At 69.1% G+C, this 25,694-nt stretch carries 26 protein-coding genes; 16 read left to right on the top strand and 10 right to left on the bottom strand.

Annotated features, from left to right (window positions below; translation table 11 throughout):
- Positions 1-33: 33 nt before the first annotated feature.
- The 6 genes from EIZ44_RS11250 to EIZ44_RS11225 all read left to right on the top strand — a co-directional run bounded on the left by EIZ44_RS11250 (position 34) and on the right by EIZ44_RS11225 (position 5,509).
- Positions 34-531 carry a phosphoribosyltransferase gene (locus EIZ44_RS11250; RefSeq protein WP_037808373.1) on the top strand — a complete coding sequence of 166 codons (498 nt, stop codon included), beginning with the start codon at positions 34-36 and terminating at the stop codon, positions 529-531.
- Positions 528-1,250: a Fic family protein gene (locus EIZ44_RS11245; RefSeq protein ID WP_134728512.1), complete on the top strand. Its 723-nt coding sequence runs from the start codon at positions 528-530 to the stop codon at positions 1,248-1,250. Before EIZ44_RS11250 ends, EIZ44_RS11245 begins: the two co-directional genes overlap by 4 nt.
- Before the next feature lie 29 nt (positions 1,251-1,279).
- On the top strand, positions 1,280-1,507 hold the full coding sequence (locus EIZ44_RS11240; RefSeq protein WP_134662040.1) for a hypothetical protein: 228 nt from the start codon (positions 1,280-1,282) through the stop codon (positions 1,505-1,507).
- Positions 1,508-1,600: 93 nt separating this feature from the next.
- Complete coding sequence (locus EIZ44_RS11235) at positions 1,601-2,350, top strand: 3-hydroxybutyrate dehydrogenase (protein ID WP_134728511.1); 750 nt, start codon at positions 1,601-1,603, stop codon at positions 2,348-2,350.
- A gap of 34 nt (positions 2,351-2,384) precedes the next feature.
- Positions 2,385-3,692, top strand: a complete 1,308-nt coding sequence (locus EIZ44_RS11230; protein ID WP_134728510.1) for an MFS transporter — start codon at positions 2,385-2,387, stop codon at positions 3,690-3,692.
- Complete coding sequence (locus EIZ44_RS11225) at positions 3,689-5,509, top strand: helix-turn-helix domain-containing protein (RefSeq protein ID WP_134728509.1); 1,821 nt, start codon at positions 3,689-3,691, stop codon at positions 5,507-5,509. Before EIZ44_RS11230 ends, EIZ44_RS11225 begins: the two co-directional genes overlap by 4 nt.
- Here EIZ44_RS11225 and EIZ44_RS11220 read toward each other — a convergent pair.
- A complete protein-coding gene (locus EIZ44_RS11220) occupies positions 5,494-6,063 on the bottom strand; it encodes a TetR/AcrR family transcriptional regulator (protein WP_134728508.1) in 570 nt (189 codons plus the stop codon). The two genes, EIZ44_RS11225 and EIZ44_RS11220, sit on opposite strands and share 16 nt — an antisense overlap.
- Before the next feature lie 88 nt (positions 6,064-6,151).
- On the opposite strand from EIZ44_RS11220, the gene EIZ44_RS11215 reads away from it, so the two are divergent.
- Positions 6,152-7,027, top strand: coding sequence for an aldo/keto reductase (locus tag EIZ44_RS11215; RefSeq protein ID WP_205673104.1), 876 nt, complete (start codon positions 6,152-6,154; stop codon positions 7,025-7,027).
- 2 nt (positions 7,028-7,029) lie between these two features.
- On the opposite strand, the gene EIZ44_RS11210 is transcribed toward EIZ44_RS11215, so the two are convergent.
- Positions 7,030-7,908, bottom strand: coding sequence for a sigma-70 family RNA polymerase sigma factor (locus EIZ44_RS11210; RefSeq protein ID WP_134662034.1), 879 nt, complete (start codon positions 7,906-7,908; stop codon positions 7,030-7,032).
- A gap of 83 nt (positions 7,909-7,991) precedes the next feature.
- Here EIZ44_RS11210 and EIZ44_RS11205 point away from each other — a divergent pair, with 83 nt between their 5' ends.
- Positions 7,992-8,432: a carboxymuconolactone decarboxylase family protein gene (locus EIZ44_RS11205; RefSeq protein WP_238603934.1), complete on the top strand. Its 441-nt coding sequence runs from the start codon at positions 7,992-7,994 to the stop codon at positions 8,430-8,432.
- Positions 8,433-8,501: 69 nt separating this feature from the next.
- On the opposite strand, the gene EIZ44_RS11200 is transcribed toward EIZ44_RS11205, so the two are convergent.
- The 8 genes from EIZ44_RS11200 to EIZ44_RS11165 all read right to left on the bottom strand — a co-directional run bounded on the left by EIZ44_RS11200 (position 8,502) and on the right by EIZ44_RS11165 (position 18,722).
- Complete coding sequence (locus EIZ44_RS11200) at positions 8,502-9,080, bottom strand: hypothetical protein (protein ID WP_134728506.1); 579 nt, start codon at positions 9,078-9,080, stop codon at positions 8,502-8,504.
- Between the two features lie 16 nt (positions 9,081-9,096).
- On the bottom strand, positions 9,097-10,173 hold the full coding sequence (gene nicT / locus EIZ44_RS11195; protein WP_043827102.1) for a Nickel transporter NicT: 1,077 nt from the start codon (positions 10,171-10,173) through the stop codon (positions 9,097-9,099).
- Between the two features lie 91 nt (positions 10,174-10,264).
- Positions 10,265-11,194: an N-acetylmuramic acid 6-phosphate etherase gene (locus EIZ44_RS11190; RefSeq protein ID WP_106961109.1), complete on the bottom strand. Its 930-nt coding sequence runs from the start codon at positions 11,192-11,194 to the stop codon at positions 10,265-10,267.
- 16 nt (positions 11,195-11,210) lie between these two features.
- Positions 11,211-12,212: a MurR/RpiR family transcriptional regulator gene (locus EIZ44_RS11185; RefSeq protein ID WP_037808359.1), complete on the bottom strand. Its 1,002-nt coding sequence runs from the start codon at positions 12,210-12,212 to the stop codon at positions 11,211-11,213.
- Between the two features lie 211 nt (positions 12,213-12,423).
- The gene (locus EIZ44_RS11180; RefSeq protein WP_134728505.1) at positions 12,424-14,178 is read right to left on the bottom strand and encodes a serine hydrolase domain-containing protein; all 1,755 of its coding nucleotides are present in this window, start codon (positions 14,176-14,178) and stop codon (positions 12,424-12,426) included.
- Between the two features lie 11 nt (positions 14,179-14,189).
- Positions 14,190-15,470 carry an exo-beta-N-acetylmuramidase NamZ family protein gene (locus tag EIZ44_RS11175; RefSeq protein WP_134728504.1) on the bottom strand — a complete coding sequence of 427 codons (1,281 nt, stop codon included), beginning with the start codon at positions 15,468-15,470 and terminating at the stop codon, positions 14,190-14,192.
- Positions 15,467-17,269, bottom strand: a complete 1,803-nt coding sequence (locus tag EIZ44_RS11170) for a glycoside hydrolase family 3 protein (RefSeq protein ID WP_167754092.1) — start codon at positions 17,267-17,269, stop codon at positions 15,467-15,469. The genes EIZ44_RS11175 and EIZ44_RS11170 overlap by 4 nt, the downstream gene beginning before the upstream one ends.
- A gap of 631 nt (positions 17,270-17,900) precedes the next feature.
- A complete protein-coding gene (locus tag EIZ44_RS11165; protein WP_043827107.1) occupies positions 17,901-18,722 on the bottom strand; it encodes an HAD family hydrolase in 822 nt (273 codons plus the stop codon).
- 692 nt (positions 18,723-19,414) lie between these two features.
- Between EIZ44_RS11165 and ssd the strand changes: the two genes are divergently transcribed.
- The 8 genes from ssd (at position 19,415) to EIZ44_RS11125 (ending at position 25,667) form a co-directional block, all read left to right on the top strand.
- A complete protein-coding gene (gene ssd / locus EIZ44_RS11160; protein WP_037808353.1) occupies positions 19,415-20,473 on the top strand; it encodes a septum site-determining protein Ssd in 1,059 nt (352 codons plus the stop codon).
- On the top strand, positions 20,474-21,625 hold the full coding sequence (locus tag EIZ44_RS11155; RefSeq protein ID WP_134728503.1) for a TadA family conjugal transfer-associated ATPase: 1,152 nt from the start codon (positions 20,474-20,476) through the stop codon (positions 21,623-21,625).
- 31 nt (positions 21,626-21,656) lie between these two features.
- Positions 21,657-22,409 carry a type II secretion system F family protein gene (locus tag EIZ44_RS11150; RefSeq protein WP_134728502.1) on the top strand — a complete coding sequence of 251 codons (753 nt, stop codon included), beginning with the start codon at positions 21,657-21,659 and terminating at the stop codon, positions 22,407-22,409.
- Positions 22,410-22,690: 281 nt separating this feature from the next.
- The gene (locus EIZ44_RS46250; RefSeq protein ID WP_439098591.1) at positions 22,691-23,101 is read left to right on the top strand and encodes a type II secretion system F family protein; all 411 of its coding nucleotides are present in this window, start codon (positions 22,691-22,693) and stop codon (positions 23,099-23,101) included.
- A gap of 30 nt (positions 23,102-23,131) precedes the next feature.
- A complete protein-coding gene (locus EIZ44_RS11140) occupies positions 23,132-23,296 on the top strand; it encodes a DUF4244 domain-containing protein (protein ID WP_078561018.1) in 165 nt (54 codons plus the stop codon).
- Entirely contained in the window at positions 23,296-23,634 is a 339-nt protein-coding gene (locus tag EIZ44_RS11135; protein WP_134662025.1) for a TadE family type IV pilus minor pilin, read from the top strand. Before EIZ44_RS11140 ends, EIZ44_RS11135 begins: the two co-directional genes overlap by 1 nt.
- Positions 23,631-23,993 (top strand): Rv3654c family TadE-like protein, encoded by a 363-nt coding sequence (locus tag EIZ44_RS11130; protein WP_134728500.1) that lies wholly within the window; start codon positions 23,631-23,633, stop codon positions 23,991-23,993. Before EIZ44_RS11135 ends, EIZ44_RS11130 begins: the two co-directional genes overlap by 4 nt.
- A 1,053-nt stretch (positions 23,994-25,046) precedes the next feature.
- On the top strand, positions 25,047-25,667 hold the full coding sequence (locus EIZ44_RS11125; RefSeq protein ID WP_037808345.1) for a bifunctional DNA primase/polymerase: 621 nt from the start codon (positions 25,047-25,049) through the stop codon (positions 25,665-25,667).
- Positions 25,668-25,694: the final 27 nt, after the last annotated feature.

Genomic DNA, 25,694 nt, shown 5'->3' with positions numbered 1-25,694 from the left:
TGCTCGGCGGACCACCCGAGAAAGAGAGCGCGCATGGCCGAGGAGCGAGAAAACCTCACCTGGGAGTTGTTCGGTTCGGCGAGCCGGGAGCTGGCGGAGGCGGTGGCCGAGGACGGGTTCGCGCCCGACCTCATCCTGTCCATCGCGCGCGGCGGGCTGTTCGTCGCCGGCGCGCTCGGGTACGCGCTCGACGTGAAGAACCTGCACGTGATGAACGTCGAGTTCTACACCGGCGTCGACCAGCGGCTGGACCTTCCGGTCATGCTGCCGCCGGTGCCCAACGTGGTGGATCTCACACACAAGAAGGTGCTGGTCACCGACGACGTCGCGGACACCGGCGCGACGCTCAAGCTGGTCCGCGACTTCTGCGCCGACCACGTCGCGGACGTGCGGTGCGCGGTGGTCTACGAGAAGCCCGCCTCGACGGTGAAGTGCGAATACGTGTGGAAGCGGACTGACCGGTGGATCAACTTTCCCTGGTCGGTGCTGCCGCCGGTGGTGGAGCGGGCTGGGCAGGTGCTCGACGCATGAGTGATCCCCTGAAGCCGTTGCTGGAGCTCGACGGCGTCGCCGCGGCAGCCAAAGCCGCGCAGGACGCCGTCTTCGCCGTGCACCGGCTGCCCGCGAACCTGCGGGGCGGCGCGGAAACCGCGGCGGAGGCTTCGGTTCGGGCAGCTCGGGCTTCGGCGGGGATCGACGGGGCCAATCCCGAACTGCCGGAAGACGGTTCGGTGACCGACCCGCTGCTCGCCGGGGCGCTGCGGGTCGCGGAGAAGCTGGAGTCGTTGCTGCCGACGTGGCGGCGGGCTCCGTTGCAGACGGTGGCCCGGCTGCATTTGCTGGCCGCGTCGGACGTGGTGTCCGATCCGGACCAGCTCGGCCGTCCGCAGCGCGGCGGCGAGCGGCTGGAGATGCTGGCTCAGCTCGTCACCGGCGCGACCTCGGTGCCCGGGCCGGTGCTCACCGCGGTGGTGCACGGCGAGCTGCTGGCGCTGTCGCCGTTCGGTTCGGCGGACGGGGTGGTCGCCCGGGCGGCGGCTCGCCTGTCGATGGTGGCCACCGGGCTTGACCCGAAGGCGTTGACGGTGCCGGAAGTCGCCTATTTCCGGCGGGTGCCGCGGTATGTCGAGCTGGCGCAGGGGTTCGCTGGCGGGACGGCCGACGGCGTGCGCGAGTGGCTGCTCTTCTGCTGCGAGGCGTTCGAAATCGGGGCGAGCGAGGCGCGGAGCATCTCGTCGGCCGCTGGCTGACCCGGGCCGAGCTGTGTGATGCTGAAGGCATGATCAAGCCTGGAGGACGCGACCTCTGCCGTCGGCGACACGCCGAAACCGGCGCGGAATGCTGCCTGCCGGATACCCATTACCCGCGGCCGCATTGCGACGTCTCGGGAACCAGTTGGCACGACGGCCTTTGCCCGGACTGCCATGGCGGTGGTGCCGTGTTCGACGCGGTGTGTCCCACCTGCAACGGCCACGGGTTCGAGCTGATCGTGATGGACGAAGATTAAGCTTCCAGCGTGGGCTGACCACATAGAGAATCAGCGTTCTGTGGTGGATTGACCCATGGTCGCCCAGGTCGGAGCGACTTACTGTTTCCGGCCATGACCAGTGACAGTTCCCTCGCCGGGCGCACCGCGCTGGTGACCGGCGGCGGCAGTGGCATCGGGCTGGCCTGCGTGCGGGCGTTCGGCGCCGCCGGGGCCAAGGTGCACGTCGTGGACGTCGCCGGGGCGGAGGCGGCTGCCGCTGAGGTCGGCGGGCAGGCGCACGTCGTGGACCTCACCGACCCGGCGGCGCTGGCGAGGCTGCCCGCGGACGTCGATGTGCTCGTCAACAACGCGGGCGTGCAGCACGTCGCCCCGTTGCCGGAATTCCCGCCGGAGCGGTTCGCTTTCATCCAGTCGTTGATGGTGACCGCGCCGTTTCTGTTGATCCGCCAGTGCCTGCCCGCGATGTACGCGCGCGGCTGGGGACGGATCGTCAACATGTCCAGCGTGCACGGCGTGCGGGCGAGTCCGTACAAAGCTGCTTACGTCACGGCGAAACACGCGCTCGAGGGACTGTCCAAAGTGGCCGCTCTCGAAGGCGCCGAGCACGGCGTGACCAGTAATTGCGTGAACCCCGGCTACGTTCGTACGCCGCTCGTCACGGGGCAGATCGAAGCGCAGGCGGCCGAGCACGGGGTGCCGCCGGAAGAAGTGCTGGAACAGGTTTTGCTGCGCCGGGCCGCGATCAAGCGATTGATCGAACCCGAGGACGTCGCCGATCTCGTGGTGTGGCTGTGCGGCGAGTCCGCCGGGCACGTCACCGGCGCGTCGCTTCCCGTTGACGGCGGCTGGACCGCTGGCTGAATCCCCCTTTCCCCACAACGGAGTGGAGTCCATTATGGACAAAAAGCTGCTGCGCGTCGTCGGAGCCGGGCTGATCGGAACCACCATCGAGTGGTACGACTTCTTCCTCTACACCTCGGCCGCCGCGCTGGTCTTCAACAAGCTGTTCTTCCCGACCGCCGACCCGCTCACCGGCACCTTGCTCGCCTTGCTCACCTACGCGGTGGGCTTCCTCGCGCGGCCGATCGGCGGGCTCGTGTTCGGGCACTTCGGCGACCGGATCGGACGCAAGAAACTGCTGGTCGTGAGCCTGCTGATGATGGGCGGCTCGACGTTCGCGATGGGGTTGCTGCCCACCTACAGCGCGGTCGGCGTGCTCGCAGCGGTCCTGCTCACGCTGCTGCGGCTGATCCAGGGCTTCGCCCTCGGCGGCGAGTGGGGCGGCGCGGTGCTGCTGGTGTCCGAGCACGGCGACGACCGGCGGCGCGGGTTCTGGGCGTCGTGGCCGCAGACCGGCGTTCCGGCCGGGAACCTGCTGGCCACGGCGGTGCTCACGATCCTGGCATCGGCGCAGTCGGACGCGACTTTCCAGGCTTGGGGCTGGCGGGTTCCGTTCCTGCTGTCCGGCGTGCTGGTGGTGCTCGGCCTGTGGATCCGGCTGGCGGTTTCGGAATCGCCGGTGTTCATCGCGGCGAAGGCTGCCGCGGACGAGCGTGAGCAGGCACCGATTGTCGACGTCTTCCGCGGACACTTCCGCGCGCTGGCGGTGACGTTCGGCGCGCGCATCGCGGAAAACGTTTCCTACTACGTGATCACCGCGTTCATTCTCGTGTACGTGACCACCGGGCTCGGCCTGCCGAAGGCGACCGGGCTGACCGCGGTGCTCGTCGCGTCGGCGGTGCACTTCGTGACGATTCCCTTGTGGGGCTTGCTGTCCGACAAGATCGGCCGGAAGCCGGTGTACCTGTTCGGCGTGGTCGGGATGGCCGCTTGGTCGTTTGGTTTCTTCTGGCTGCTCGACTTGCGCACGACAGGTTCGGTGATCGGCGCGGCGGTGATCGGGCTGGTCGTGCACGGTGCGATGTACGGGCCGCAGGCGGCGTTCTTCGCGGAACAATTCCCGACGCGCGTGCGCTACACCGGGCTTTCGGTCGGCGGCCAGCTGTCGTCCATCGCGGCCGGTGCGGTCGCCCCGCTGATCGCGGTTGCGCTGTTCGAGGCGTACCACTCGACGGTGCCGGTTTCGGTCTACGTGGTCGCGATGTGCCTGTTGTCGCTGGTCGCGCTGCTCGCCGCCCGGGAGACGCGCGGCGCGTCGCTGCACGAGACGGCGGCCGAACGGCAGGCTTCAATGACAGCATGACGGGTGTGGACCCCACTGCCGAGGCGTATCGCCGGCTGCTCGAACTGCTCGCCGCCGGAGCGAGCAGCGAGCAGCTGGCGCACGTCGCTGCCCGGGGCTTGTCCGCGGAACAGTCCGCCGCGATCGGTTCGGCGACCGAGCTGGCGTTGCGGATCCGCGAGACGCTCAGCGAGCACCGGCGGCGGGAAGCCGAGCTGACCGCGTTGTTCGACACCGCCAGCGACCTCGCCCGGCTGCGCGATCCGGACGCGGTGCTGCGGTCGATCGTCCGGCGCGCGCGGACGTTGCTGGGCGTGGACGTCTCGTACCTCAGCCTCAACGACGAGGCGAACGGCGAGACGTACATCCGGGTCACCGACGGGTCGGTTTCCGCGCTGTTCCAACAGATTGTCCTGGGGATGGGCGAGGGGCTCGGCGGGCTGGTAGCGCAAACCGCGCGTCCATACGCGACCGCGGACTACTTCGAGGACGAGCGCTTCCGGCACACAAACCCGATCGACGCGGGTGTCCGCGAAGAGGGGTTGAAGGCGATCCTCGGTGTGCCACTGGCGATCGGTGGCAAGGTGTTGGGCGTGCTGTACGCGTCCGACCGTTCGTCGCGGGCATTCTCGACGGCGGAAGTCGCGCTGCTGTCGTCGCTGGCCGCGCACGCCGCGATCGCGTTGGACACCGCGCATCTGCTGGAAGAAACGCGCTCCGCGGCCGCGGAGCTGAACGCGGCCAACGCGACGATGCGCCGCGCCGACGACGCGCATGACCGGTTGATGGACCTGGTGCTCGGCGGCGCGGATTTGCCCGCGGTGGCAGCGGAAGTGGCCGGAGTGTTGCGCGGATCGATCGCTGTGCACGACGAGGAAGGCGGGCTGCTGGCCGGTACTGCGGTCGCTTTTGACGCTGCGGCGGTTGCTTCATCGCACGCCAATGGCCGCGCTGTGTCCACAAAGGACGTCTGGGTCTGCGCAGTGCGGGCAGGCCGCGAATTGCTCGGCAGCCTGACGCTCTCCGGACGGCCCGAGCTAGCCGGGGACGACCGTCGGCTCTTTGAACGGGCTGCGGTTGTCACGGCCTTGCTGTTGCTGCTGCGTCGTTCCGTCGCGCAAGCCGAGGATCAAGTGCGCGGCGAATTGCTGACCGACCTGCTCACCGCGCCGACCCGTAACCCGGGCTCGTTGGTCGCTCGCGCACGCCGATTGGGCGTCGATTTGTCGGCACCGCACGCGGTTTTGGTCGCGCACGCGTCCGGTATTTCTCGACGCGGGCTCGCTGCAGCCTGTGCGCGATACGGCGATTTGGTCGGTGTTCACGCGGAGCAAGTTGTCGCACTCGCGCCGGATCAGCCTGCGGCGGCACGGATCGCGGCCGAGTTAAAGTCCGTTGTGGACTGTCCGGTGACCGTCGGCGCGGCTGGTCCGGCGAGCGGTCCGGAAGCGTTGGCGCAGGCGTACACTGAAGCTGTTCGGTGTGTTAATACCCTGCTCGCTCTCGGCCGCGAAGGCGACGGCGCGGCGATGGCCGACCTCGGGTTCCTCGGCGTCCTGCTCGGCAGGCATTCCGACCTGTCCGGCTACGTCCGCGCGACACTCGGACCGGTCCTCGACTACGACGCCCGCCGCGGCACCGACCTCATCGGCACGCTGCGTGCGTACTACGCGGCGGGCGGGAATTTGGCGCGGGCAAAGGAAACCCTGCACGTCCACGTCAACACGGTCGCGCAACGGATGGAACGCCTCGCGGTGCTGTTGGGAGAGGACTGGCGCGAGCCCGAACGCTCGCTGGAGATCCAGCTTGCGCTGCGCGTGCATCAACTCGGCGGCTGACGGACTCCGGCGAGGATCAGGTCGAGCATCCGGTCCAGTTGCTCCAGCCCGCCCGGCAGCGTCCGCATGCTGCACGCACCGACCACCGTCACGACCACGTCCTGCGCCCGGACGTCCGTCCGAAGCGTGCCATCGGCCGCGCCCGCATCCATGATCAGCTGGACGGCCTCCGTCAGCTCGGCGCGGACTTGCGTCATGTCGACCGTGCCCGCCTCGATGATCGCGCGCAGCGTGTCGGCCATGTCGTACTTCGTACTCGCGTACTCGGCGAAGCGGTCCATCCACCGGCGCAGCGCGCGAAGCGGCTTCTCGCTCTCGAGCAGCTTCGGCGCGCTCGCGACGACCTGCGCCAACTCGTCCCGGTACAGCGCCTCGACCAGTGCTTCGCGGGAAGGGAAGTGACGGTAGAGCGTCCCGATGCCGACACCCGCTTCGCGCGCGACGCGCTCCAACGTCACTGGCTCGTCGCCTTCGCCGAACGCTTTGCGGGCAGCAGCGAGCAGGCGGAGCCGGTTGCGTTCGGCATCCGCGCGCGGTTTCTTGGCGCTCGACAAAGTGGAGGGTCCTCCGGTTCTGCTACGGTGGAAATACGGAGGCGCCTCCGCATCATCTTCCACTATGCCACGGCAGGAGTCTTTCCTCATGACGGCAACCACTGCTCCAGGCGGCACCGCGAAGCTCGCCGGCCGCGAGGTCGCGCGAATCGGCTACGGCGTGATGCAACTCGGCCGCCCCGGAACCGACCGCGCTGACCAGGTGAAACTGCTGCGCGAGGCGGCCAACGCGGGTGTGAACCACCTCGACACCGCCCAGTTCTACAGCGACGGCCGCTGCAACGACCTGATCCGCGAAGCCTTCTCGCCCTATCCGGACGACCTGGTCGTGGTGACCAAGGTCGGGGCCGAGGAATCAGCGCAAGGGCTCCGGCTCGCGCAACAGCCCGAGCAGCTGCGGGCGCAGGTCGAGGCCAACCTCGCCGCGCTCGGCGTCGAACAGCTCGACGTGGTCAACCTGCGCCGCGCGGACGCCGGACCCGGCCTGATCGCGGGAGGCGACCAGCTCGTCGACATCGACGACCAGCTCGCCGAGCTGATTTCCCTGCGCGACGCGGGAAAGATCGGCTCGCTCGGGCTCAGCAACGTGTCCGCCGACCAGCTCCGGCACGCGCTCGGAGCCGAGATCGTCTGTGTGCAGAACTCCTACAACGTGCTCTACCGCGCCACGGAACCCGTGCTGGAGCTGTGCCGGGAACACGAAATCGCGTGGGTGCCGTACTTCCCGCTGGGCTCCGCGTTCGAGCTGGGCCAGGACGTGCGCGGCAATCCGGTGGTGACCGGCGTCGCGGCCGAACTCGGCTGCACCCCGGCGCAGGTCGCGCTGGCCTGGCTGTTGCAGCGCTACGCGGGCACGCTCCTGATCGCGGGCACGGCGAGCTCCGCGCATCTCGCCGAAAACCTCGCGGCCGGCCAGGTGCAGCTGCCCGCCGAAGCGGTAGCTGCCCTGGACCGGCTCGGCTGACCTCAGAAGTTCAGCGCCGCGATCCGCTCGACGTCGGCGAGGATGTTGATCTCCGTGATCAATCCGTCGGCCACGGTGAACGACAGCACCGAAACCGCCTTCCCGTCGCGCCGGGCGACGAAGCCAGGACCGCCGTTGACGGTCGCGTACTGCGACACCAGACCGTCCGGGCGGAACTGCGACGCGCTGCCCGCGACCTCGGCCGCGCCGCGCACGACCTTCGAGCCGAGTCCGCCGGTGTCGACGCGCAGCAGAGCGTCCGGGTGCAGCAGGGCGACGAGCCCCTCGAGGTTGCCGCCGCGCGCAGCGGTGAGCCAGGCGTCCGCGATCTTGCGCTGCTGTGCTCGATCCGCCGGACCGGCCGGGGTCACCCCCTGCACGCGGCGGCGCGCCCGGCTCGCCAGCTGCCGTACCGCGGCGGTGTTCTTGTCGAGCATCGTCGCGATCTCGTCGAACGGCACGGCGAACATGTCGTGCAGGACGAACGCGAGCCGTTCCGCCGGGTCGAGCGCCTCCAGCACCACCAGCAGGGCGAGCCCCACCGAGTCCGCGAGAACCTCCTGTTCCGCCGGATCGACGCCGTCCCCGGTCTCCACGACCGGGTCCGGCACCCGGATGTCCAGCGGGTCCTCGCGCCTGCTCGCGCGCGAGCGCAGCATGTTGAGGCACTGCCGCGACACGATCGTCGTCAGCCAGCTGCCGGTGTTGCGGACGTCCTCTCCCGACGACCGCGTCACCCGCAGCCAGGTCTCCTGGATGGCGTCGTCGGCCTCGGCGAACGAACCGAGCATCCGGTACGCCACCGCCCGCAACCTGGGCCGATGCTCCTCGAACTGAGCCGCCCAAAAATTCTCGTCCTGTTTTTCGTCCCGCACTGTCACATCTTCTCCTTGGGCCGGGTCATACCAGCAAGACCCGCCTAACGAGGCGGGCGTGACAGGAGGAGATCACCATGCAGGCTCGGATGACCCACCCGATCCAGGTTCAGCCGGACGCCATGAAGGCGCTGATGGCGCTGAGCAAGGCCACGAACGACAGCACGGTGCCCGCGACCACGCACCACCTGATCCACCTGCGGGTGAGCCAGATCAACGGCTGCAGCATGTGCGTCGACATGCACTCGCGGGAGATGAAGGAAGCGGGCGAGAAGGACGAGCGGATCTGGGGCGTCGGCGCGTGGCGCGAATCGCCGTACTTCACCGACGCCGAGCGCGCCGCGCTGGACCTGGCCGAGCACGTGACCCGGCTCGCCGACCGGTCGGACCCGGTGCCGGACGAGGTCTGGGACGCCGCCGCGGACATCTACGACGAGAAGGAGCTCTCGTCGCTGCTGTTGTCCATCGCCGGCATCAACGTGTGGAACCGGCTCAACGCCGCGATCCGCCAGCCGGTCGGCTCGTTCTGAGGCGCGCTGGGGGTACTGGGGGTGGTGCCGGGGCGGCGGCAGGGGGATCCGCCGCCGCTCCCGGCAGCTTCACACGCTCGCGGGCAGCTGGTCCCGGATCGCCGCGACGGCGGCTCGCGGATCGTCGGCCCAGAGGTCGAGCCGAGTGATCTCGACGGTGCCCTTGCGGCCGAGGTCGACCAGCCGCGGTGCGCACAGGGTGACCGAGATGTTGGTCGCCTGGCTGATTCCCACGGCCAGTACCCCGTCTTCGGGCACGCTGACCCCGCCGCGTTCCTTGAGCGACCGGCTCGCCTGCCGGACCGAATCGATGCTGGCCAACGGGATCCGATGGTCGAAGAAGGACAGGTACCGCACGCGGAGCCCGTCGCCGCTGACTGCGTGCGGGTACTTGTAGAGCGTCGCGACGAGTGCCAAGAACGCGAGCGCGCCCAGGATTTCCAGCACCAGCAACACGATCCGCACCGGAACCGACTTCACCACGACCTCGACCAGCACGATGTCGACCGGGTTGACCGCCAGCATCACCCAGAACAGCGGACGGATGCCGCGGCTGTAGTGGATCGCGACGCCGTCCGGCGGCACGTCGGTCTGGCGGCGGAACACGAGCGCCAGCGCTCTGGCCAGTATCGGCAGTTGTCCCTTCACGATGCCCCCTGCGGTGTCAGTCGGCGGCACCCAGCCGCGCGGCCCACTTCTCCTCTATTCTCCCGAATTTCCAGATCGCGAACGCGGCCGACCAGGTGATCACGAACAGTCCGACGATCGCGAAGCCCACGTAGTCGAGGTCCACCGAGGCGATCGCGGCGAGCGGGCCGGACGTGATGCCGAGCTTCTCGGCGAGCAGCGTCACCAGTTCGATGGTCCCGATGCCGAGCGCGACCGCCACGGAAAGCGCGGTGACCGTGAGGTTGTAGTAAATCTTCCGGATCGGACGGGAAAACGCCCAGCCGTATGCGTAGTTCATGAGCACGCCGTCGGCGGCGTCGAACAGGCTCATTCCGGCGGCGAACAGGATCGGCAGCACGAGAATCGCGTACCAGGGCAAGGAGAACGCGGCCGCACCCGCGGCGAGCACGAGCAATCCGATTTCCGTCGCGGTGTCGAAACCGAGTCCGAAAAGGACTCCCACCGGATAGATGTGCCACGGCTTCCGTACCGCTTTGGTGGCTCCGCGCAACAGCCGGTTCATCAGGCCGCGGTTGTCGAGATGACGTTCCAGCTCCGCCTCGTCCAGTTCGCCGCGGCGCATCCGGGCGAACACGCGCGCGATCCCGACGAGCACGACCAGGTTCATGATCGCGATCAGGTACAGGAAAACCCCGGACACCGACGTGCCGATCAGGCCGGTCGTCTCGTGCAGCGCGGAACCGTCGTCCTCCAGTTGCCCGGCGATCGCGCGGACGCCTGTCGACAGCAGCAGGCACAGCGCGAAGACGATCGTCGAATGCCCGAGGGAGAACCAGAACCCGACCGACAGCGGACGCTGCCCGTCGGCCATCAGCTTGCGCGTGGTGTTGTCGATGGCGGCGATGTGGTCGGCGTCGAACGCGTGCCGCATGCCGAGTGTGAACGCGGTGACCCCGAGACCGATGCCGAAGGTGCCGCCCGCACCGAGCGCGTAATGCTCAGGCGCGACCACCAGCACGAGCAACCCCCAGCCGACGAGGTTGAGCAGCAGGATCACGGCCGCCATGCCGCCGATCGACCACCGGTCGCCGCGAGTGAGCCGTTGCGTCATCGCCGTCCTCTCGCTCGCCGGAAAACCGTGAAGGGCCCCTTGCGGGAATCAGATTCTCGCAAGGGGCCCTTCACGGACAATCGGGTAGAGCTCAGCCGGCGCGCAGGTGCAGCGAGTCGAGCGCCTTGCGGACGTGCCCGCCCGCCGCGGACAGTGCCTCGGCGGAACGCGTGACGTCGCAGCCGGACAGCAGGTGCACGAGCGCGACCTTGAGGTCGCCGCCCGCTTCGGTGAGCGCGTCCGAGCAGTCGGCCATCGTCATGCCGGTGGCTTCCTGCAGGATCCGGATGGTGCGGCCGCGCAGCTTCGCGTTCGTCGCGCGCATGCTCACCATCAGGTTCGAGTACGTCTTGCCCAGCTTGATCATCGTCGCGCTGGAGAACGCGGTGAGGATCAGCTTCTGCGCCGTGCCCGCCTTCATCCGGGTCGAGCCCGCGATGGCCTCGGGACCGGTGGCGACGGCGATCAGGACGTCCACGCCCGCCGGTTGCGCGGCGCGCGGGTTCGCCGAGACGAGCCCGGTGTGCGCGCCGATCCGGCTGGCTTCGGCGAGCGCGCCGAGCACGTACGGCGTGCGCCCGGAGGCCGCGAGACCGAGCACGAAATCGCCCGGCCGCACCGACCCGGCGATTTCCGCCGCTCCGGCGTCCGCGTCGTCCTCAGCGTTCTCGACGGCCTGCCGCAGCGCCTTCTCACCGCCCGCGTGGTGGGCGATGAACCAGTCGCCGGGCACGTTGAACGTCGGCACGAGCTCAGCCGCGTCCAGCGTCGCGAGGCGGCCCGAGGTGCCCGCGCCGACGTAATGCACGCGCCCCCCGCCGCGCAGCGCCTCGACGGCGTAGTCGACCGCGCGGGCCAGCTGCGGCAGCACCGCGGCCACCGCGTCCGGCACCCGGCGGTCCTCGGCGTTGATCGCGCCGAGGATCCCCATGGTGGACATCAGATCGATGTCCACCGTGCGCGGGTTTCGTTGTTCGGTGGGCGAATCGACGTGCACCGTCTGGCAAGGGACGGACATCAGATCCTCGCTTCTTGGTTCATTTGCCGGTTTCCCGCGGACGACGACGACCGTCGGGTCTGACCCCGAGCCGGTGCGAGCCGACCGCGTCCCTCGTGGCGTCCAAGGCGCTGACCGACGCCTCCATGTGCCGCTGCGCGACGCCGATGAAGAGGCAGTCGATGACGGTCAGCTGGGCGATCCGGCTGGCGGTGGCCCCGGACCGGAAGGTGGTTTCGCGGGCCGCCGTGGTGAGCACGTGGTCGGCGACCTCGGTGATCGGCGAGCGCGGGAAGTTCGTGACCGCGACGGTCACCGCGCCGTGCTCGCGCGCGACCCGCAGCGCCTCGACGGTGTCCGTGGTCGCGCCGGTGTGCGAGATGCCGACCGCGACGTCGCCCGGCTTCAGCACGGCGGCCGAGGTCAGCATGATGTGCGTGTCCGACCAGGAGAAGCTGACGCGGCCGATCCGGTGCAGCTTCTGCTGCAGGTCAGCGGCGACGAAAGCGCTTGCGCCCACGCCGTACACGTCGACCCGGCCGGCTTCGGCGACGAGGTCGATCACGCTCTGCAGCGCGGCGACGTCGAGCTGGTCGGCGGTCTCTTCGACGGCGCGCGCGTCGGCGAAGCTGACCTTGCCGATGACGGACGCCAGGTCGTCGCCGGGGCCGATCTCGCCGCCGAGGTTGCGCGAGGTGCGCGCCTCGGTGCGGGCGGTGTCCGCGGCGAGCGCGATGCGCAGCTGCGGGTAGCCGCCGACGCCGACGGCCTTGCAGAAGCGCGTCACGGTGGTCTCGGAGGTGTTCGCGGCGAGCGCGACCTCGGTGATGCTGCGGCGCGCGACGGCGGCCGGGTCTTCCAGGACAACCTTCGCGACCCGCTGCTCGGCCCGGGCGAGTCCGGGCAGCAGCGAGCGAATGCGGACCAGGGGGCTCGCATCCGCGTCGCGCGCCGTCGCCTGACCTGCGAGGTGCTCGGAGGGTGCGCTGCTGATTACGGATCCCGCATCATCCGCCGTCGGAAAGTTACTAACCGTTGGCATTTGCGACAAGGCTACCCACATCCTTCGGCAGAACCACAACCCGTCCGTGTCTGCGGACTTCGGTTTGCGATTAATCGTTGTCAAGAAAGTCGCCAACCGAGTCCACGGTGTTAACGACCTCAAGCTAACGACTTGGCAACTAAGTGTGTCTAGCGAAGGAGTCTTGTTCCACTGAGTGGGGACACGAAGGTGGCAATGCGCGGCGGGGTGCCTACCGAGCGCTCAAATTCCAGCCCGAAGAGGCCAGCTCCGCGGGGTTTCGCTCACCATCGAGAACGACGTGGCCGCGTTGGGTGACTTTCACACTATCGAGGGAAACTCCCCGTCCCGTGTAATTCGGATCGGTGCTGTAACGCCACCGGAGCGAGGTAGCCGCGGCGGCGGGCACCTCCGCGGACACCCGCCACCAGGAGCGGTGCCCGTGTCCGCCGAGCGCGGACGTCTCGTCGCCGGGTGCGCCCGGGCCACGGGCCTGGAGCGGAACAGGTTGCCAATTAACCCCGTCGGTGCTCGATTCGAGCTGCAACGGGTCGCTCGGGCCCTCTGTGTCGACGAAAGCGGCGAAGGACACGCGCAGTGGTGCACCTGCTGGAAGCGGTTGGGTACTGAGCGTAGCGACGCCGTTGTTTCCCAGGCTCGCGTACCAGGCATCGGGACCCTGGACCGGCCGCACGGCCATCGCCTTCGCGAGCGAGGTCGCCCAGACCTGGCGGGCGGTGTTGATGGAACCCCAGGTGCGCGTGGGGTGCACGCGGTTGGTGAGCAGCAACGCGAACGACCGCGACTCGGGGTCGATGACCAGCGTGGTGCCGGTGAAGCCGGTGTGGCCCGCGCTGATCGGCGACGCCAGCGCGCCCATGTACCAGGGCTGGTCCAGTTCGAAGCCGAGCCCGTGCTCGTCGCCGGGGAAGCGCTGGTTGTAGTTCGTCAGCATCTTCGTGACGGTGTCCGGCCGCAGGATCCGGTGCCCGCGGTAGCTGCCGCCGTTGAGGATGGCCTGGGAGAGCACGGCCATGTCGTTCGCTGTGGAGAAGACGCCGGCGTGCCCGGCGACGCCGCCGAGCGACCAGGCGTTCTCGTCGTGCACCTGTCCGCGCACGAGCCCGCGCGGCGGCGTCGTCTCGTACTCGGTCGCGGCGATGCGGTCGAGCTTCGACGCGGGCGGGTTGTAGCCGGTGTCGACCATGCCGAGCGGCGCGGTGATGCGGTCGTGCACCACCTGGTCCAGCGGTTTGCCGGACAGCTTCTCGATCAGCAGGCCCAGCGTGAGCATGTTGAGGTCGGAGTACAGGTACGTGCTGCCCGGCGCGTTCTTGAGCGGGCTGTCGAGGATGGCCTTGCGCCGCGACGGGATGTCGGGATAGCCAGCCCAGAGCGACGGTGACGGGTCGGCGTCGAAGCCCGAGGTGTGGGTGAGCAGCTGCAGCACGGTGACGTCCTGCTTGCCGTTGACGCCGAACTCCGGCAGATAGCGCACGACCGGGGAGTTGACGTCCAGCTTGCCCTGCTCGGTCAGCTGCAGCGCGGCGATCGAGGTGAAGAGCTTCGAGATCGACGCCATGTCGAAAATGGTGTCGTTGCGCATCGGGACCTGCTGGTCCGGCGGCAGTTCGGTGCCCTTGGCGTCGGCATACCGGAGCGCGCCGCCGACGGCGTAACGGTCCACGACCACGCCGTCGTGCGCGAGCAGGCCGACCGCGCCGGAGAAGTGCGGATGCCCGCTGGCGTCCGGCTGCGTCCAGCTCTTCAGGAACTGTTCGGCGTCGCGGATCGGCTGCGGATCGAGGTTGACCTCGCCCGGGCTGCCGTCGCGCAGCGTCGTGCTCGCCGGGGCGAACCCGTGCTGCGGACGGTCGAAACGCCCGGCGAAGCCGCCGTGTCGGTTGTCGATCGTGGCTGCTCCCGCGGTCGTCGTGGCCGCGACCAGTACGGCCAACGTCGCGACGAGCACTTTCCTAGCACGCATGACCGCTCTCCTCAGCGATAGATCAGGTGGGGGCGGCGTCTGCGGGCGAAGTCGGCGAGTTCGGCGCGCCACGCGCCGGTGATCTCGTCTACCCCGGCGCCGGCGTCGACCATGGTGCGCAGCCGCGCGGATCCGGACAGCTTGTCGATCATGTGGTCCGGCCGCCAGCCGAATTTGTCGGGCGCGACGCGCTTGGCCGTCACGAACATCGAGACGGTGGTGCTGATGGCGTCGAAGGCGCGCGGATCGGTGACGGTGACCTGTACGCCGCCGCAGGGCTCGTTCACGAATTTGCCGAAGGTGGGCACGAAGTAGATCTCGCGGAACGCCGCGCCCGGCAGGTGGAGCTTCTCGAGCTCTTCGCGCCAACGCCAGTCGAGGCCCGGCGCGCCGATGATCTCGAACGGCCTTGTGGTGCCGCGTCCTTCGGAGAACACGGTGCCCTCGAACATGCCTGTGCCCGGGTACACGAGCGCGGTGTCCGGCGTCGGCATGTTCGGGCTCGGCAGGACCCAACGGAGACCGGTGTCGGCGAAGAAGGTGTCGCGTCGCCAGCCGCGTACCTCGACGACTTCGAGCTTCGCTAGCTTCACGCCTTCGCCGGGCAGGAACTCGGCGGCGAAGAACCGCGCGAGTTCGCCGACCGTCATCCCGTGCTGCTGCGCGATCGGCTTCAGCCCGACGCCGGACGAGAACTTCGGGTCGAGCACTGGGCCGGACAGTCGTCCGCCGACGGGGTTCGGCCGGTCTAGGACGACGAAGGCCGCGTTGACCTTCGCTGCGGCGACCATCGCCGTGTACAGCGACCAGATGTACGTGTAGAAGCGCGCGCCGACGTCAGCGATGTCGAAGACGACAGTGTCCAGTCCGGCCTTCTGAAACAGCGAAGCGAGCTTCGTCGCGTTCGCGCCGTACGCGTCGTACACGGGGATGCCGGTGCGCGGATCGGTGTAATCGCCTTCGGAGCCACCGGCTTGCGCGCTGCCGCGAAAGCCGTGCTCCGGCCCGAAGGCCGCGACAGGACGTACGCCCGCCGCGACCATCGAGTCGACGATGTGGTCGCCGTTAGCGAGCACGCCCGTCGGGTTGGACAGCACGCCAAGCTTGCGTCCGGCGAGCGGACGCCAGCCCTGCGCGGCGAGCTGTTCGGCACCGGTGAGCACCCGGCGTGCCAACTCGGCTTGCGGTGCTTCGGGTGTCGCTTGGGCTGCCTGTGCCGCTGTCGAACTGCTCGCCAGCACTGGCACGGCGAGCGCCGGAACGGCCAGGAAATTCCTGCGGTTGAGAGTCACCAGGTCAGTCCGTGTCCGAAGGGGTATTTGACGGTGTGCACGTCCGCCCCGGCCGGGACGTCGACCGGCAGCTTCCCGCTGGGCTTCGTCTCGCCGAGCACGACCTTCGCCAGCGCTTCGAGCGACGGCGTGATGTACCCGTAGGTAGCGAGCCAGGTCGGCACCGGGTTCGCGTAACCGGCGTCGTACGGAATCTGCGCGGCGACCGCGACCACCGGCTTGCCGGTGTCCATGAGTGCTTGAAGAAGCTTGCCCTGCAAGGGGAAACCGCCGAGGTTGTTGGTGAGCACCACGACGACGTCGTTCTGCTTCGCGGCCGCCGCTGCCTCGGCGATCTGCGTGTCGGTCGGGGTTTGCCCGGTGGCCAGCGCGGTCGCCTTGGTGCCGTGCGCGGTGAAGCGGTCGGCAAGCGTTTGCGTCGTGGTCGCGCCCCAGCCGGTGACCAGCACGCTCGACGGCTTCTGCTTGAGCGGCAGCACCCCGGCGTCGTTGGCGATCGCGGTGATCGACCGGTCGGCGATGCCCTGCGCGGTAGCCAGGTGGTCCGGCGTGCCGACCTTCTTCATGACCTGCGACGGGTTATCGAACGGCGAGTACAGGATTCCGCGCTTCAGCTTGAGCTTCAGCACCCGCAGCACGCTCTGGTCGATCCGCTGCATCGGCAAGTCACCGGACTTCACCGCGGCGATCACCGCGTTGATCGCGACGTCCAGGTGCACCGGCATGAGCAGCTGGTCCACGCCCGCCTTCAAGGCGAGAACCGGGATTTCGGCGTCGCTGTGCAGCTCCCGCACGCCCTGCATCTCGAGCGAGTCGGTGATCACGACGCCGTTGTAGCCGAGTTCGCCGCGCAGCTTGCCGGTGATGATCGGCTTCGACAGCGTCGCGGGCTCACCGGACGGGTCGAGGCTCGGGAACTGGATGTGCGCGCTCATGATCGAGTCGATGCCGGCGGCGATCGCGGCCTTGAACGGCGGCACGTCGATCTTGCGCCAGTCCGCCTCGGAGCGGTCGATCTTCGGCAGCCCGGTGTGACTGTCGGTGGCCGCGTCGCCGTGGCCAGGGAAGTGCTTCGCGGTGGACGAGACGGTCTGGCTGGCCGGCCCGGAGTCCTGGTAGCCCTTGACCTCCGCGGTCACGAAACTGCTGGCCAGGTCGGGTCGTCCGGAGAACGACCGGACGCCGATGACCGGGTTGGCCGGGTTGGAGTTGACGTCCGCGTCCGGCGCGTAGTCCTGGTTGATGCCGACCGCGCGCAGTTCGTGGCCGAGGATCGTGGCGGCCTTGGTCGCGCTGCCGGTGTCCCGGCCGGCGGCGATCGCCATCGAGTTGGGGAACTCGGTGGCCGGCGCGCCCATCCGCGTGACCGTGCCGCCCTCCTGGTCGGTGCCGATCTGCAGCGGGATGTGCGCGCCGCTGGAGATCGCGGCGCGCTGCAGGCCGTTGGACAGCTTCGCGACCTGCGTCGGGTCGTCGAAGTTGTCGCGGCTGGAGTTGTTGAAGTAGATGACGCCGCCGAGGTGGTACTTCTGCACGGCTTGGGCGGCGGTGTCGACGCCGAAGTCGGTCTGGTTCTTCGGGTTGACCTCGTCCGCGGACTTGCCGTTCACCCACGTGACGAACAGCTGCCCCACTTTTTCTTCCAGGCTCATGCCGCGCAGCGCCCGTGCGGCCGCGGCGTCGAGCTGCGCGGCCGTCTGCTGGGGTGTCTGCTGCGGCTGTTTCGGCGCCGCGAACGCCGAGGAACTCAACCCCCCGACGGCGAGCACCCCCGCAAGGGGAACGGCGAACACCTGCATCCTCCGCGTGCGCGCGAGTCGGTTCGTCACGAATTGCCTCCCAGTGTCGCGTGCCGCCGCGGGTGCGGACGCGAGTCGTGAAGCGTCCACCGGGCAGCACCGGTATCGGGAAGCTACTCACCGCGATACGGGGTTGTCCATCGGCCGAGCGCAGGAACGAGAGGGTTCACCTGGGAGGACGTCAGGCCGCGCGCGGATTTCTTCGAGCCGGGCTCGGTCCGCTGCGCAAGGGGTGCCGACATAACACTGGCGGCGCCCGTCAGCCGAGGCCAACGGGCGCCGCCAGTCAGCGCGAACATCTCGGGCGACCAAGCGTGCAACTCTGGTCGTACCTTCATGGACTCGGCGTCCGGCGTCCCGGTACGCAGTCCCTAGACGACGAGCCTCCCGCGGCGTGCTGCGCGTGGGTACCCGGAGTCCGCGCACGGAGGTTGCCCGGGGTGACAGAGGCTTCTCTTCTACCTCTGTCCTGGCCGAATCAACGTCCGCACCTACTTTCTACGCCGTGAGCGCGGTCACTTCAAGTGCGCGTACGGGTGCACCGGTACAGAGGCTCGATCCGGTGACAACACCACCCACAGCAACGGACCTAGCTGCGGAAACCGGCGTTTTGGTACCGCCACGCGGGTGCTCAGTTGTCGGCGCCCCGAGACCGGCGGCGCCGGCTCAGGCTGTACCAGGTCGCGCCCGCCGCCACGGCCCCCACGCCGAGCGCCACCATGCCCGCGGACTTCGCCGGGATCCGCGTCCGCAGCGACATCGGCCGCTCGAACGCGAGGACCGGCCAGCCGTGCTCGTCCGCGGTGCGACGCAGCAACTTGTCGGGGTTCACTGCGTGCGGATGACCCACTACCTCCAGCAGGGGGATGTCGGTGCTGGAGTCGGTGTAGGCGAAGCAGTCCGCGAGGTCGTAGCCGTGCGTGGCGGCCTGCTGCTTCGCGGCGACGGCTTTGTTCTCGCCGTAGCAATAGAAATCGACCTCGCCGGAGTAGCGGCCGTCGACGATCTCCATGCGAGTGGCGACGCAGCGGGTCGCGCCGAGCATCTCCGCGACCGGGGCGGCGACCTCCTCGCCGGTCGCGGACAGCACGATCACGTCGTGCCCGTCGTCGAGGTGCTGTGCGATGAGGTCGGTCGCCTCCACGTAAACGAGCGGATCGACTACGTCGTGCAAGGTTTCGCGCACGATCGCGGAAACCTGCGCGACATCCCAGCCCGCGCACAACGCGGAAACCTCGGCGCGCATCCGCTCGGTCTTGTCCGCGTCCGCGCCGGCGAGCGAGAAAACCAGTTGCGCGTAAGCACTTCGCAGCGCCGCACGGCGGTTGATCAGTCCTTCGCGGAGCAACGGCTTGCTGAACGCGAGCGCGCTGGACGACGCGATGATCGTCTTGTCGAGGTCGAAGAAGGCGGCTACGCGCCGGGGTGCTTCTTCGCTGCGGGGTTCGGCCACGTGATCAGGATAGGCGTACCGCGCCGTGTTGTTGGCAGCACACCGGTCGTGGCGACGGCCGGAAAATCGATGACATCGGCTCGCTTACGGCCTCGGGTGCCGTTATCGAATCGTATGTGTCACTCACACAGCCAACTCATAGCTAACGGAGTTACAGTGAACGGACCCGGTCTTGAACCGGGCTGGTTCAGTCCGACCCCCCGGGGCTGAACCCCCTGGCGGCCCTCGTCCCTCCCCCCTGGCGAGGGCCGCCTTCTATTCTCCCCCGTTTTCCCGTCGGCGAACAATTTTCACTTCTGCCCCGATATCGTTGTCTGGACCATTTTTGCGGCCCTGACCTGGGCTGTCTCGGTCGTTCACCGCGCGCCTTACGGGCAAGATCAATTAACCGCGCGCTTACCTTTCCGGTGTTTTCTCCGGCCGCGGCGCCCCTTACTCGTGCCGGTGCGGCAAACTTACTTCTTTGCTCTCGATTTTCCGGAGGTTCTTCGCGGCAATCGTTTTCTCGCCCGAATGCGCGGAGCCGTGCATTGTCGGGTGCGGGCGGACACTCCGCGGTGCTGGATCGATTTCGCACCCCGAGTTGTCCACAACCCCCGGGTTATCCACATGACGGAAAAACGGGCGTTGCCGTGTCGGCGGGCGGGGAGCGACGGTGGAAGTCCGGCCCGCGAAACCCAGGGGAGGGGCACATGGCCACCGCACAACCGCTCGTCGTCTCCGGCGAAGGCACCGTGTTCGAAGAGATCCGCCGCGTCGCCGCGGTAGTCGGCTGCGAGTTCGATCACGCGCCAGATCTGGCCGCCGCACGCGGACGATGGACGCGAGCTCCGCTCGTGGTGCTGGACGAGGACATTTCGGTTGACAGCCCGCCCATGCCAGCACGCGACAGCGTCGTGCTTGTCTGCAAAGGCGCACCCGGTCTCGATACCTGGCGACGCGCAGCCGCCCTCGGCGCCCGCCGAGTTTTCAGCCTGCCTGACGACGAAGCGGGCTTGACCGGTGCGTTCGCCGACGTCACCGACGCACCAGCCGAATCACCAGGCCCAGTAATCGCTTTCGTCGGCGGCCGAGGCGGTTCCGGCACTTCTGTGCTGGCCGCAGCGGTCGCCGTCGAAGCCGCCCGTACCGACTCCGCCCTCTTAGTCGACTGCGATCCGTTAGGCGGCGGATTGGACCTCCCGCTGGGCCTGGAACACACGAAAGGCCTGCGCTGGCCCGAAGTTCGGTTGTCCGGCCGGGTGTCTGTCCCGTCCCTGATCGCCTCACTGCCCAGTCGCGGCAAGCTCCCCGTGTTGTCCTGCGGCCGTTCCGGCGAGGGTCCGAGTCCTCGCGCTTTGTCGGCGGTAGTCGCCGCGGGCAGCCGCGCCGGCCGAACCGTCGTCTGCGATTTACCCCGCCATTTCGACGAGGGCACGCTCGCCGTCGCCTCAGCCGCCGATCTGGTCGTGCTAGTCGTTCCCGTCGAGTTCCGTGCCTGTATGGCAGCGAAACAAGTCCTGACGCGCCTCCGCCCGCATACCGAGCGTTTCGCAGTCGTCGCAAGTGGACACCGCATCGACGGCGTCCCGGCTTCGCAAACCGCGGGCATGCTGGGTCCGCCTTTGATCGCTGACGTGGCCCCAGAACGCCGAGTAGCCGCCACCTTGGAATCCGGCGAGTTCGACCTGCCCCCGAAGGGCGCGTTGGCCACCGCCGCTCGTGCCGTGCTGGCGAACCTGCGTCCCCTCACGACCGCACAGGCCGCGTAAATGACCACCGACCTAGTAGAACGAGTCCGCCACCGCCTGGCCGGCGAAAGCCGCGGCACCGACCCGATCGCCCTAGCCGAAGCCGTCCGCGCCGAAGCTGGCGGCGCTCTGAGCCACGACGCAGTACTGGCCGCCGTCCGCCAAGCCCGAGACGAGTTCGTAGGCGCGGGCCCGCTAGCCCCGTTGCTGGAGGACGACACGGTCACCGACGTCCTGGTCACCGCCCCCGACCAGGTCTGGACGGACGGTCCCGCAGGCCTCGCCCACACGACCATCCGCTTCCCTAACGAGGACGCCGTCCGCCGCCTAGCGCAACGTCTGGCCCTCGCCGCCGGCCGCCGTCTGGATGACGCCCAGCCATACGTCGACGGCTGGCTCCCCGCCCGCCAAGGCCGAATCCGCGTCCACGCTGTCCTGCCGCCCATCGCGGCGAACGGCACCTGCCTGTCCCTGCGCGTCCTACGCCCGGTGACTCACGACCTAGCCGCGCTCGAAGCCCACGGCTCCATCGACCCAACCGCCCGGAACATCCTCGAAGCAATCCTCAACCACCGCCTAGCCTTTCTCATCACCGGCGGCACCGGTGCCGGAAAGACGACGCTCCTGAGCGCCTTGCTGAGCGCGGTCGCTCCCACGGAACGAATCGTCTGCGTAGAAGACGCTGGTGAACTACGCCCGACCCATCCACAGTTCGTAAGCCTCGTCGCCAGACCAGCGAACGTAGAAGGCGCCGGTGCGGTCGAACTCCCAGAGTTGGTCCGCCAAGCCCTGCGCATGCGCCCAGACCGCCTGATCGTCGGCGAGGTTCGCGGAGCAGAAGTGTGCTCCCTGCTGAACGCCATGAACACCGGCCACGACGGCGGTGCCTGCACCTTGCACGCGAACTCGCCCGCAGAAGCCCCGGCACGCCTGGAAGCCCTGGCCGCCCTAGGCGGTCTGCCGAGAGACGCGCTGCACAGCCAACTAGCCGCAGCAGTCCGCGTAATCCTCCACATGCGCCGAACGTCCGCTGGCCGCCGCCTGACGGAAGTCGCAGTGCTCCAGCGCTACCACGGAGAAGTAAAAACCCACCCCGTCTGGCGCGACGGCCACTGGACGAACCGCCGCTCCCTCTTCACCGCCCTGACCACTCCCGAATCCGCCCGCGACTAGCTCATTCGCTCCAGCATCGAGGTGACCCCCGTTGATCTCCGCATGGCCGTTCCTCTGCGCAGGCACCGGAATCCTGTGCTGGCCAACCACCCCCAACCGCCTTCTTCCGACGCCCCGCCGCCACCTCCGCTTTCCCGTCCCACCCCGGCAGGCACTCTGGCTGGCCCCCGCCGCCGTCGCCCTGCCGCTGGGCGGAATCGGCGCCGCGATAGCCACCGCCCTGCTCACCCTCGCCGTCCGTCAGGAATGGCGCAGCAGAAGGGAAACCACCGAAACCCTGACCCGCGCTGAACGCACCGCGACAGTCCTCCGCACGATGGTCTCCGAACTCCGCGCCGGTGCCCACCCGGTAACCGCCGCCGAAGCAGCGGCGGACGCAGTCCCGGAACTAGCCGGAGAACTCCACAACCTCGCCACCGCCGCCCGCCTAGACGGAGCCTTGGATTCGCCCGCACTCCCCGCCGTCGCCCAATCCTGGAACCTCGCCCGCCGCCACGGCCTGCCCATCGCCGACGCCCTGAAAGCCGCCCGCCGAGACGTCGACGCCGAAGTCGCCTTCGCCCGCCGCCTGCGCGCAAAGATGGCCGGCCCACGCATGAGCGCGATAGTCCTGACCGTGCTACCCGTCGGCTGCCTGGCAATGGGCCAGCTCGTCGGTGCCAACCCGCTCGCCGTCCTCACAGAAACCCTTATCGGACAAGCGTTTCTGGTTGCAGGCGCAGCCCTGCTATGGGCAGGCACCGCCTGGTCCAGAGCCCTCACCAACCGCAGGTCCGCGCCATGACCGCCCTGAGCCTCGCCCTCGCCGCCACCGCGCTGCTGCTCTGGCCAACCACCGCGCAGCCACGACACCTAGCCCGGCCCAACCGTCCACGCCGCGCCCCACGACCAGAGGTTTGGCACCCCGCCGCCGCAATCGTCTGCGGTGTATCCGCCACCGTCCTCGCCGGAATCCCGGTAGGACTAGCCGCCGGTGCTGGCTCATGGTGGCTCCTGCGCCGATCCCGCCACCCCGAAAACCCAGACGACGTCTCGGAACGACTCCGTTCCGCGTCAGTCCTGGACATGCTCGCCGCCTGCCTGCGCGCCGGAATGCCAGTCCCGACCGCCCTGGAAGCCGTAGCACCCGGCGCACCACCGGCCACCGAAACCGCCCTGCACGCAACAGCAAACCTGCTGGCTCTAGGCGCAGACCCGACCCCAGCCTGGGCCCCGCTCCGAGCCCGAACGGGCTTCGCCGAGCTGGCAGTCGCAGCCACCCGAACCGCGCGGTCCGGGGCGGCCCTCGCCTCGACCGCGGACGACCTGGCCCGCCGCATCCGCGACGGACTGGGCGTCGAGGCCGAAGAACGCGCCGAACGCGCCGGAGTCGCCCTGGCCCTGCCGGTCGGGTTGTGCTTCCTGCCCGCGTTCTTCGCCCTCGGCGTGCTGCCGGTAGTGCTCGGCCTTGCCGGGCGAATCGGCGGCCTGCTGTGAACCCGTCCACGACAGAAAGGGAATCCGACCATGTGGTTCTTGCCCGGAGACGAGGGCACCACCACCGCCGAATACGCCATCGGCACGGTAGCCGCGGCAGCGTTCGCCGTGGCGCTCTACGTGCTGCTCAGCGGAGACTCCGTCTCCGCGACGTTAGCCGGCCTGGTGCACAAAGCCCTGACGGTGGCCACCTGATGGCCAGCCGTCGCCGGGACGGCGGATTCGTCACGGTAGAAGCCGCTCTGTCGCTGGGCGCGCTGACCGCCGTGCTGGCGATCCTGCTAGCGGGCACCAGCGCGATCGCCGGTCACCTCCGATGCCTGGACGCCGCCCGCGAAGCCGCCCGCCTGACCGCGGCCGGACAGCCAGGAGCCGCCGACGCAGTGGTCCAAACCATTGCCCCGCACGGCGCACACCTCACCATCCACCGCACCGGCGACGGCCTCACCGCCGAAGTAACCACCGACGCCCTGTCCGCTCTCCACCTGAGCGCAACCGCCTACGCCATCATCGAACCGACCTCAGCCTCATGACCCAAAAACAACCAGCGGACGCAGGCGTAGCCACGATCTGGACGGCCCTAGCCGCCGCCACCCTGATCGCCGTGACAGTCCTGGTGTGGTGGCTAGCCGCAGCCATCACCACCCGCCACCGCACCGAAGCCGCCGCCGACCTCGGCGCACTGGCCGCAGCAGCCCACGCCGCCGCCGGCCCGACCGTCGCCTGCGCCCGAGCCAAGGAGGTAGCCGACCACGAACGCGCAGTACTGACCAGTTGCCGCTGGCACAACCGCGACGCCTTCATCGAAGTCCGCTCCAGGACCACCCCCATCCCCGGCCTGCCACCCCCCACCGCAAAATCCCGCGCCGGTCCGGTGGACCTGCCTCCCTAGCCGGGGGTTCCCACCGACCCCGGCAGCCGCGTCGGCAGCGATCTCCGGCCCGGTCGGCAGCCATGCTCCGCAACGGACCTACGTATGCGGACACCGGCGCTAGCCCGGCAGCCGCGTTCAGCGGGAGCGACGCGCGGGCTGGTCGGCAGCCATGCTCCGCAACGGACCCACGTGTGCGGGCACCGGCGCTGGCCCGGCAGCCGTGTTCAGCGGGAGCGGCGCGTGGGTCTGGTCGAGCACCCGTGCCCGCTGCTTGCGCGGCACCAGCGCTGGCCCGGTGGCGGACCTGACAGGCAGCGACGCTTGCGCGCTACCGGTGCTGGCCCGGTAGCGGTGCTGGGAGGCAGCGACGCGCGGCCCGGTCCGGTGTTCGTGCTCCGTGAGGGGCCTCTGGCTCGTCGCGCTCGGCGGAGCTGCCGCGCGACCACCCGCGCTTTCCCTCGATTGCTCGGGCCGAGGACTGCCTCAGCGATCCACCCCGGCCCAGTTCGCCCGCCCCAGTCCAACGCGTGGTTTGCCACCGAGGCCGACCTCGCCCGACCCCACCGAAGGGAGTTGCAACCTGCCACCCGCCTCCACGCATCTCGCCAACCCCGTCACCGCGCACCGTCCTCCGCGGCGCGCCGGAACCGTTCATCGGCGACGAGCCGGACCGGTGACCAGTCGCCGGAACCCCCGGTTCGTCCGGACCTTTCCGGCACCGGCGACGAGTGGCGAAGAACACGAGCAGCGGTCGCTGGCGCACGCCGAACGGTCAAACCCGCAGGTCAGCGGGTGGTCCAAGGGTATGCCTCAGTATGCGTGCGAAAAGGCGGGAAAGTGTCGAATCCCGTGGTGGGCCCGTTCTCGCGGGCTGGACGGCGGGGTCAGCGGCCGGTGATCGGCACCTTGTTATCGGCCGGACAGTGGGCTACTGGGCGTTCATCGCTCGGTAACGGCCGGTTGTCGCGCGGAGTCTTCCCCGCAATGTGCAACTTGCCGTTTAGTGAGACGTGCGCCACCACGGCCCCGACCCGGACGGCGCGAAAACCGGACCTCGAAGGCAGGAAAGCAATGTTGGACGCGAATTGGCCGGACAGCTGGCGGAACGCCTTCCGCATCGAATTGCGTGCGGAGGCGATCGGCCTCGCTTGGCGCGGCTGGCCGGTGCTTCCGGGGGCGACCCCGGAGCCGATCACCGCGGAGGGGGACGACCTGACCTGGCGCCGGCCGGTGCCGGTGCGCGACGACTGGCGTGAGCTGGTCGGTTCGCACGCCCACGAGGTCGCCAGCTGGTTCAGCGACCGCACGCACAGCCTGCTCGTGGCGACCGGCACCGTGCTCGACGCGGTCGAGGTGGACCAGGAACTGGGCAAGCGCGCCGCCCGGCTGCTGCGTTCCATCGGGCACCCGGCCCCGATCGTCGCGATGCCGAACGGCCGGTGGCTGTTTCTCACCCAGCCCTCCGAGCACCTGCCCGCCGAAATCGCCGAGCAGATTTCCGTGCAGTGGCACGGCAAGGACAGCTACATCCCGCTGCCGCCGTCGCCGTTCCAGCACGGCGTCGTGCACTGGCGCGTGAAGCCCGAGGTGTGCGGCTGGCAGCTGCCGCCGGCCGCCGAGGTGCAGGACGTGCTGGTCCGCGCCCTCGCCGACGAGCACGCCTCGATGCTGGTCGAGAGCACCGCCGCCTGATTTCCGGTTCCACCCCGGCAGGCAGCA

The sequence above is a fragment of the Amycolatopsis nivea genome, from assembly GCF_004522235.1.
GTDB classification, from domain to species: Bacteria; Actinomycetota; Actinomycetes; order Mycobacteriales; family Pseudonocardiaceae; genus Amycolatopsis; species Amycolatopsis nivea.
Note: the sequence above shows the minus strand (reverse complement) of the source record. Positions and strands in the feature narration are given on the sequence as shown.

What these genes read in the sequence shown, in the direction of transcription:
- EIZ44_RS11250 (WP_037808373.1), top strand. Translation starts at nt 34, where the DNA reads ATGGCCGAGGAGCGAGAAAACCTCACCTGGGAGTTGTTCGGTTCGGCG.
- EIZ44_RS11135 (WP_134662025.1), top strand. Translation starts at nt 23,296, where the DNA reads ATGGCCAGCCGTCGCCGGGACGGCGGATTCGTCACGGTAGAAGCCGCT.
- EIZ44_RS11245 (WP_134728512.1), top strand. Translation starts at nt 528, where the DNA reads ATGAGTGATCCCCTGAAGCCGTTGCTGGAGCTCGACGGCGTCGCCGCG.
- EIZ44_RS11230 (WP_134728510.1), top strand. Translation starts at nt 2,385, where the DNA reads ATGGACAAAAAGCTGCTGCGCGTCGTCGGAGCCGGGCTGATCGGAACC.
- EIZ44_RS11225 (WP_134728509.1), top strand. Translation starts at nt 3,689, where the DNA reads ATGACGGGTGTGGACCCCACTGCCGAGGCGTATCGCCGGCTGCTCGAA.
- EIZ44_RS11205 (WP_238603934.1), top strand. Translation starts at nt 7,992, where the DNA reads ATGACCCACCCGATCCAGGTTCAGCCGGACGCCATGAAGGCGCTGATG.
- EIZ44_RS11240 (WP_134662040.1), top strand. Translation starts at nt 1,280, where the DNA reads ATGATCAAGCCTGGAGGACGCGACCTCTGCCGTCGGCGACACGCCGAA.
- EIZ44_RS46250 (WP_439098591.1), top strand. Translation starts at nt 22,691, where the DNA reads ATGCTCGCCGCCTGCCTGCGCGCCGGAATGCCAGTCCCGACCGCCCTG.
- EIZ44_RS11215 (WP_205673104.1), top strand. Translation starts at nt 6,152, where the DNA reads ATGACGGCAACCACTGCTCCAGGCGGCACCGCGAAGCTCGCCGGCCGC.
- EIZ44_RS11180 (WP_134728505.1), bottom strand. Translation starts at nt 14,178, where the DNA reads ATGCGTGCTAGGAAAGTGCTCGTCGCGACGTTGGCCGTACTGGTCGCG.
- EIZ44_RS11140 (WP_078561018.1), top strand. Translation starts at nt 23,132, where the DNA reads ATGTGGTTCTTGCCCGGAGACGAGGGCACCACCACCGCCGAATACGCC.
- nicT (WP_043827102.1), bottom strand. Translation starts at nt 10,173, where the DNA reads ATGACGCAACGGCTCACTCGCGGCGACCGGTGGTCGATCGGCGGCATG.
- EIZ44_RS11235 (WP_134728511.1), top strand. Translation starts at nt 1,601, where the DNA reads ATGACCAGTGACAGTTCCCTCGCCGGGCGCACCGCGCTGGTGACCGGC.
- EIZ44_RS11170 (WP_167754092.1), bottom strand. Translation starts at nt 17,269, where the DNA reads ATGCAGGTGTTCGCCGTTCCCCTTGCGGGGGTGCTCGCCGTCGGGGGG.
- EIZ44_RS11155 (WP_134728503.1), top strand. Translation starts at nt 20,474, where the DNA reads ATGACCACCGACCTAGTAGAACGAGTCCGCCACCGCCTGGCCGGCGAA.
- EIZ44_RS11185 (WP_037808359.1), bottom strand. Translation starts at nt 12,212, where the DNA reads ATGCCAACGGTTAGTAACTTTCCGACGGCGGATGATGCGGGATCCGTA.
- ssd (WP_037808353.1), top strand. Translation starts at nt 19,415, where the DNA reads ATGGCCACCGCACAACCGCTCGTCGTCTCCGGCGAAGGCACCGTGTTC.
- EIZ44_RS11130 (WP_134728500.1), top strand. Translation starts at nt 23,631, where the DNA reads ATGACCCAAAAACAACCAGCGGACGCAGGCGTAGCCACGATCTGGACG.
- EIZ44_RS11125 (WP_037808345.1), top strand. Translation starts at nt 25,047, where the DNA reads ATGTTGGACGCGAATTGGCCGGACAGCTGGCGGAACGCCTTCCGCATC.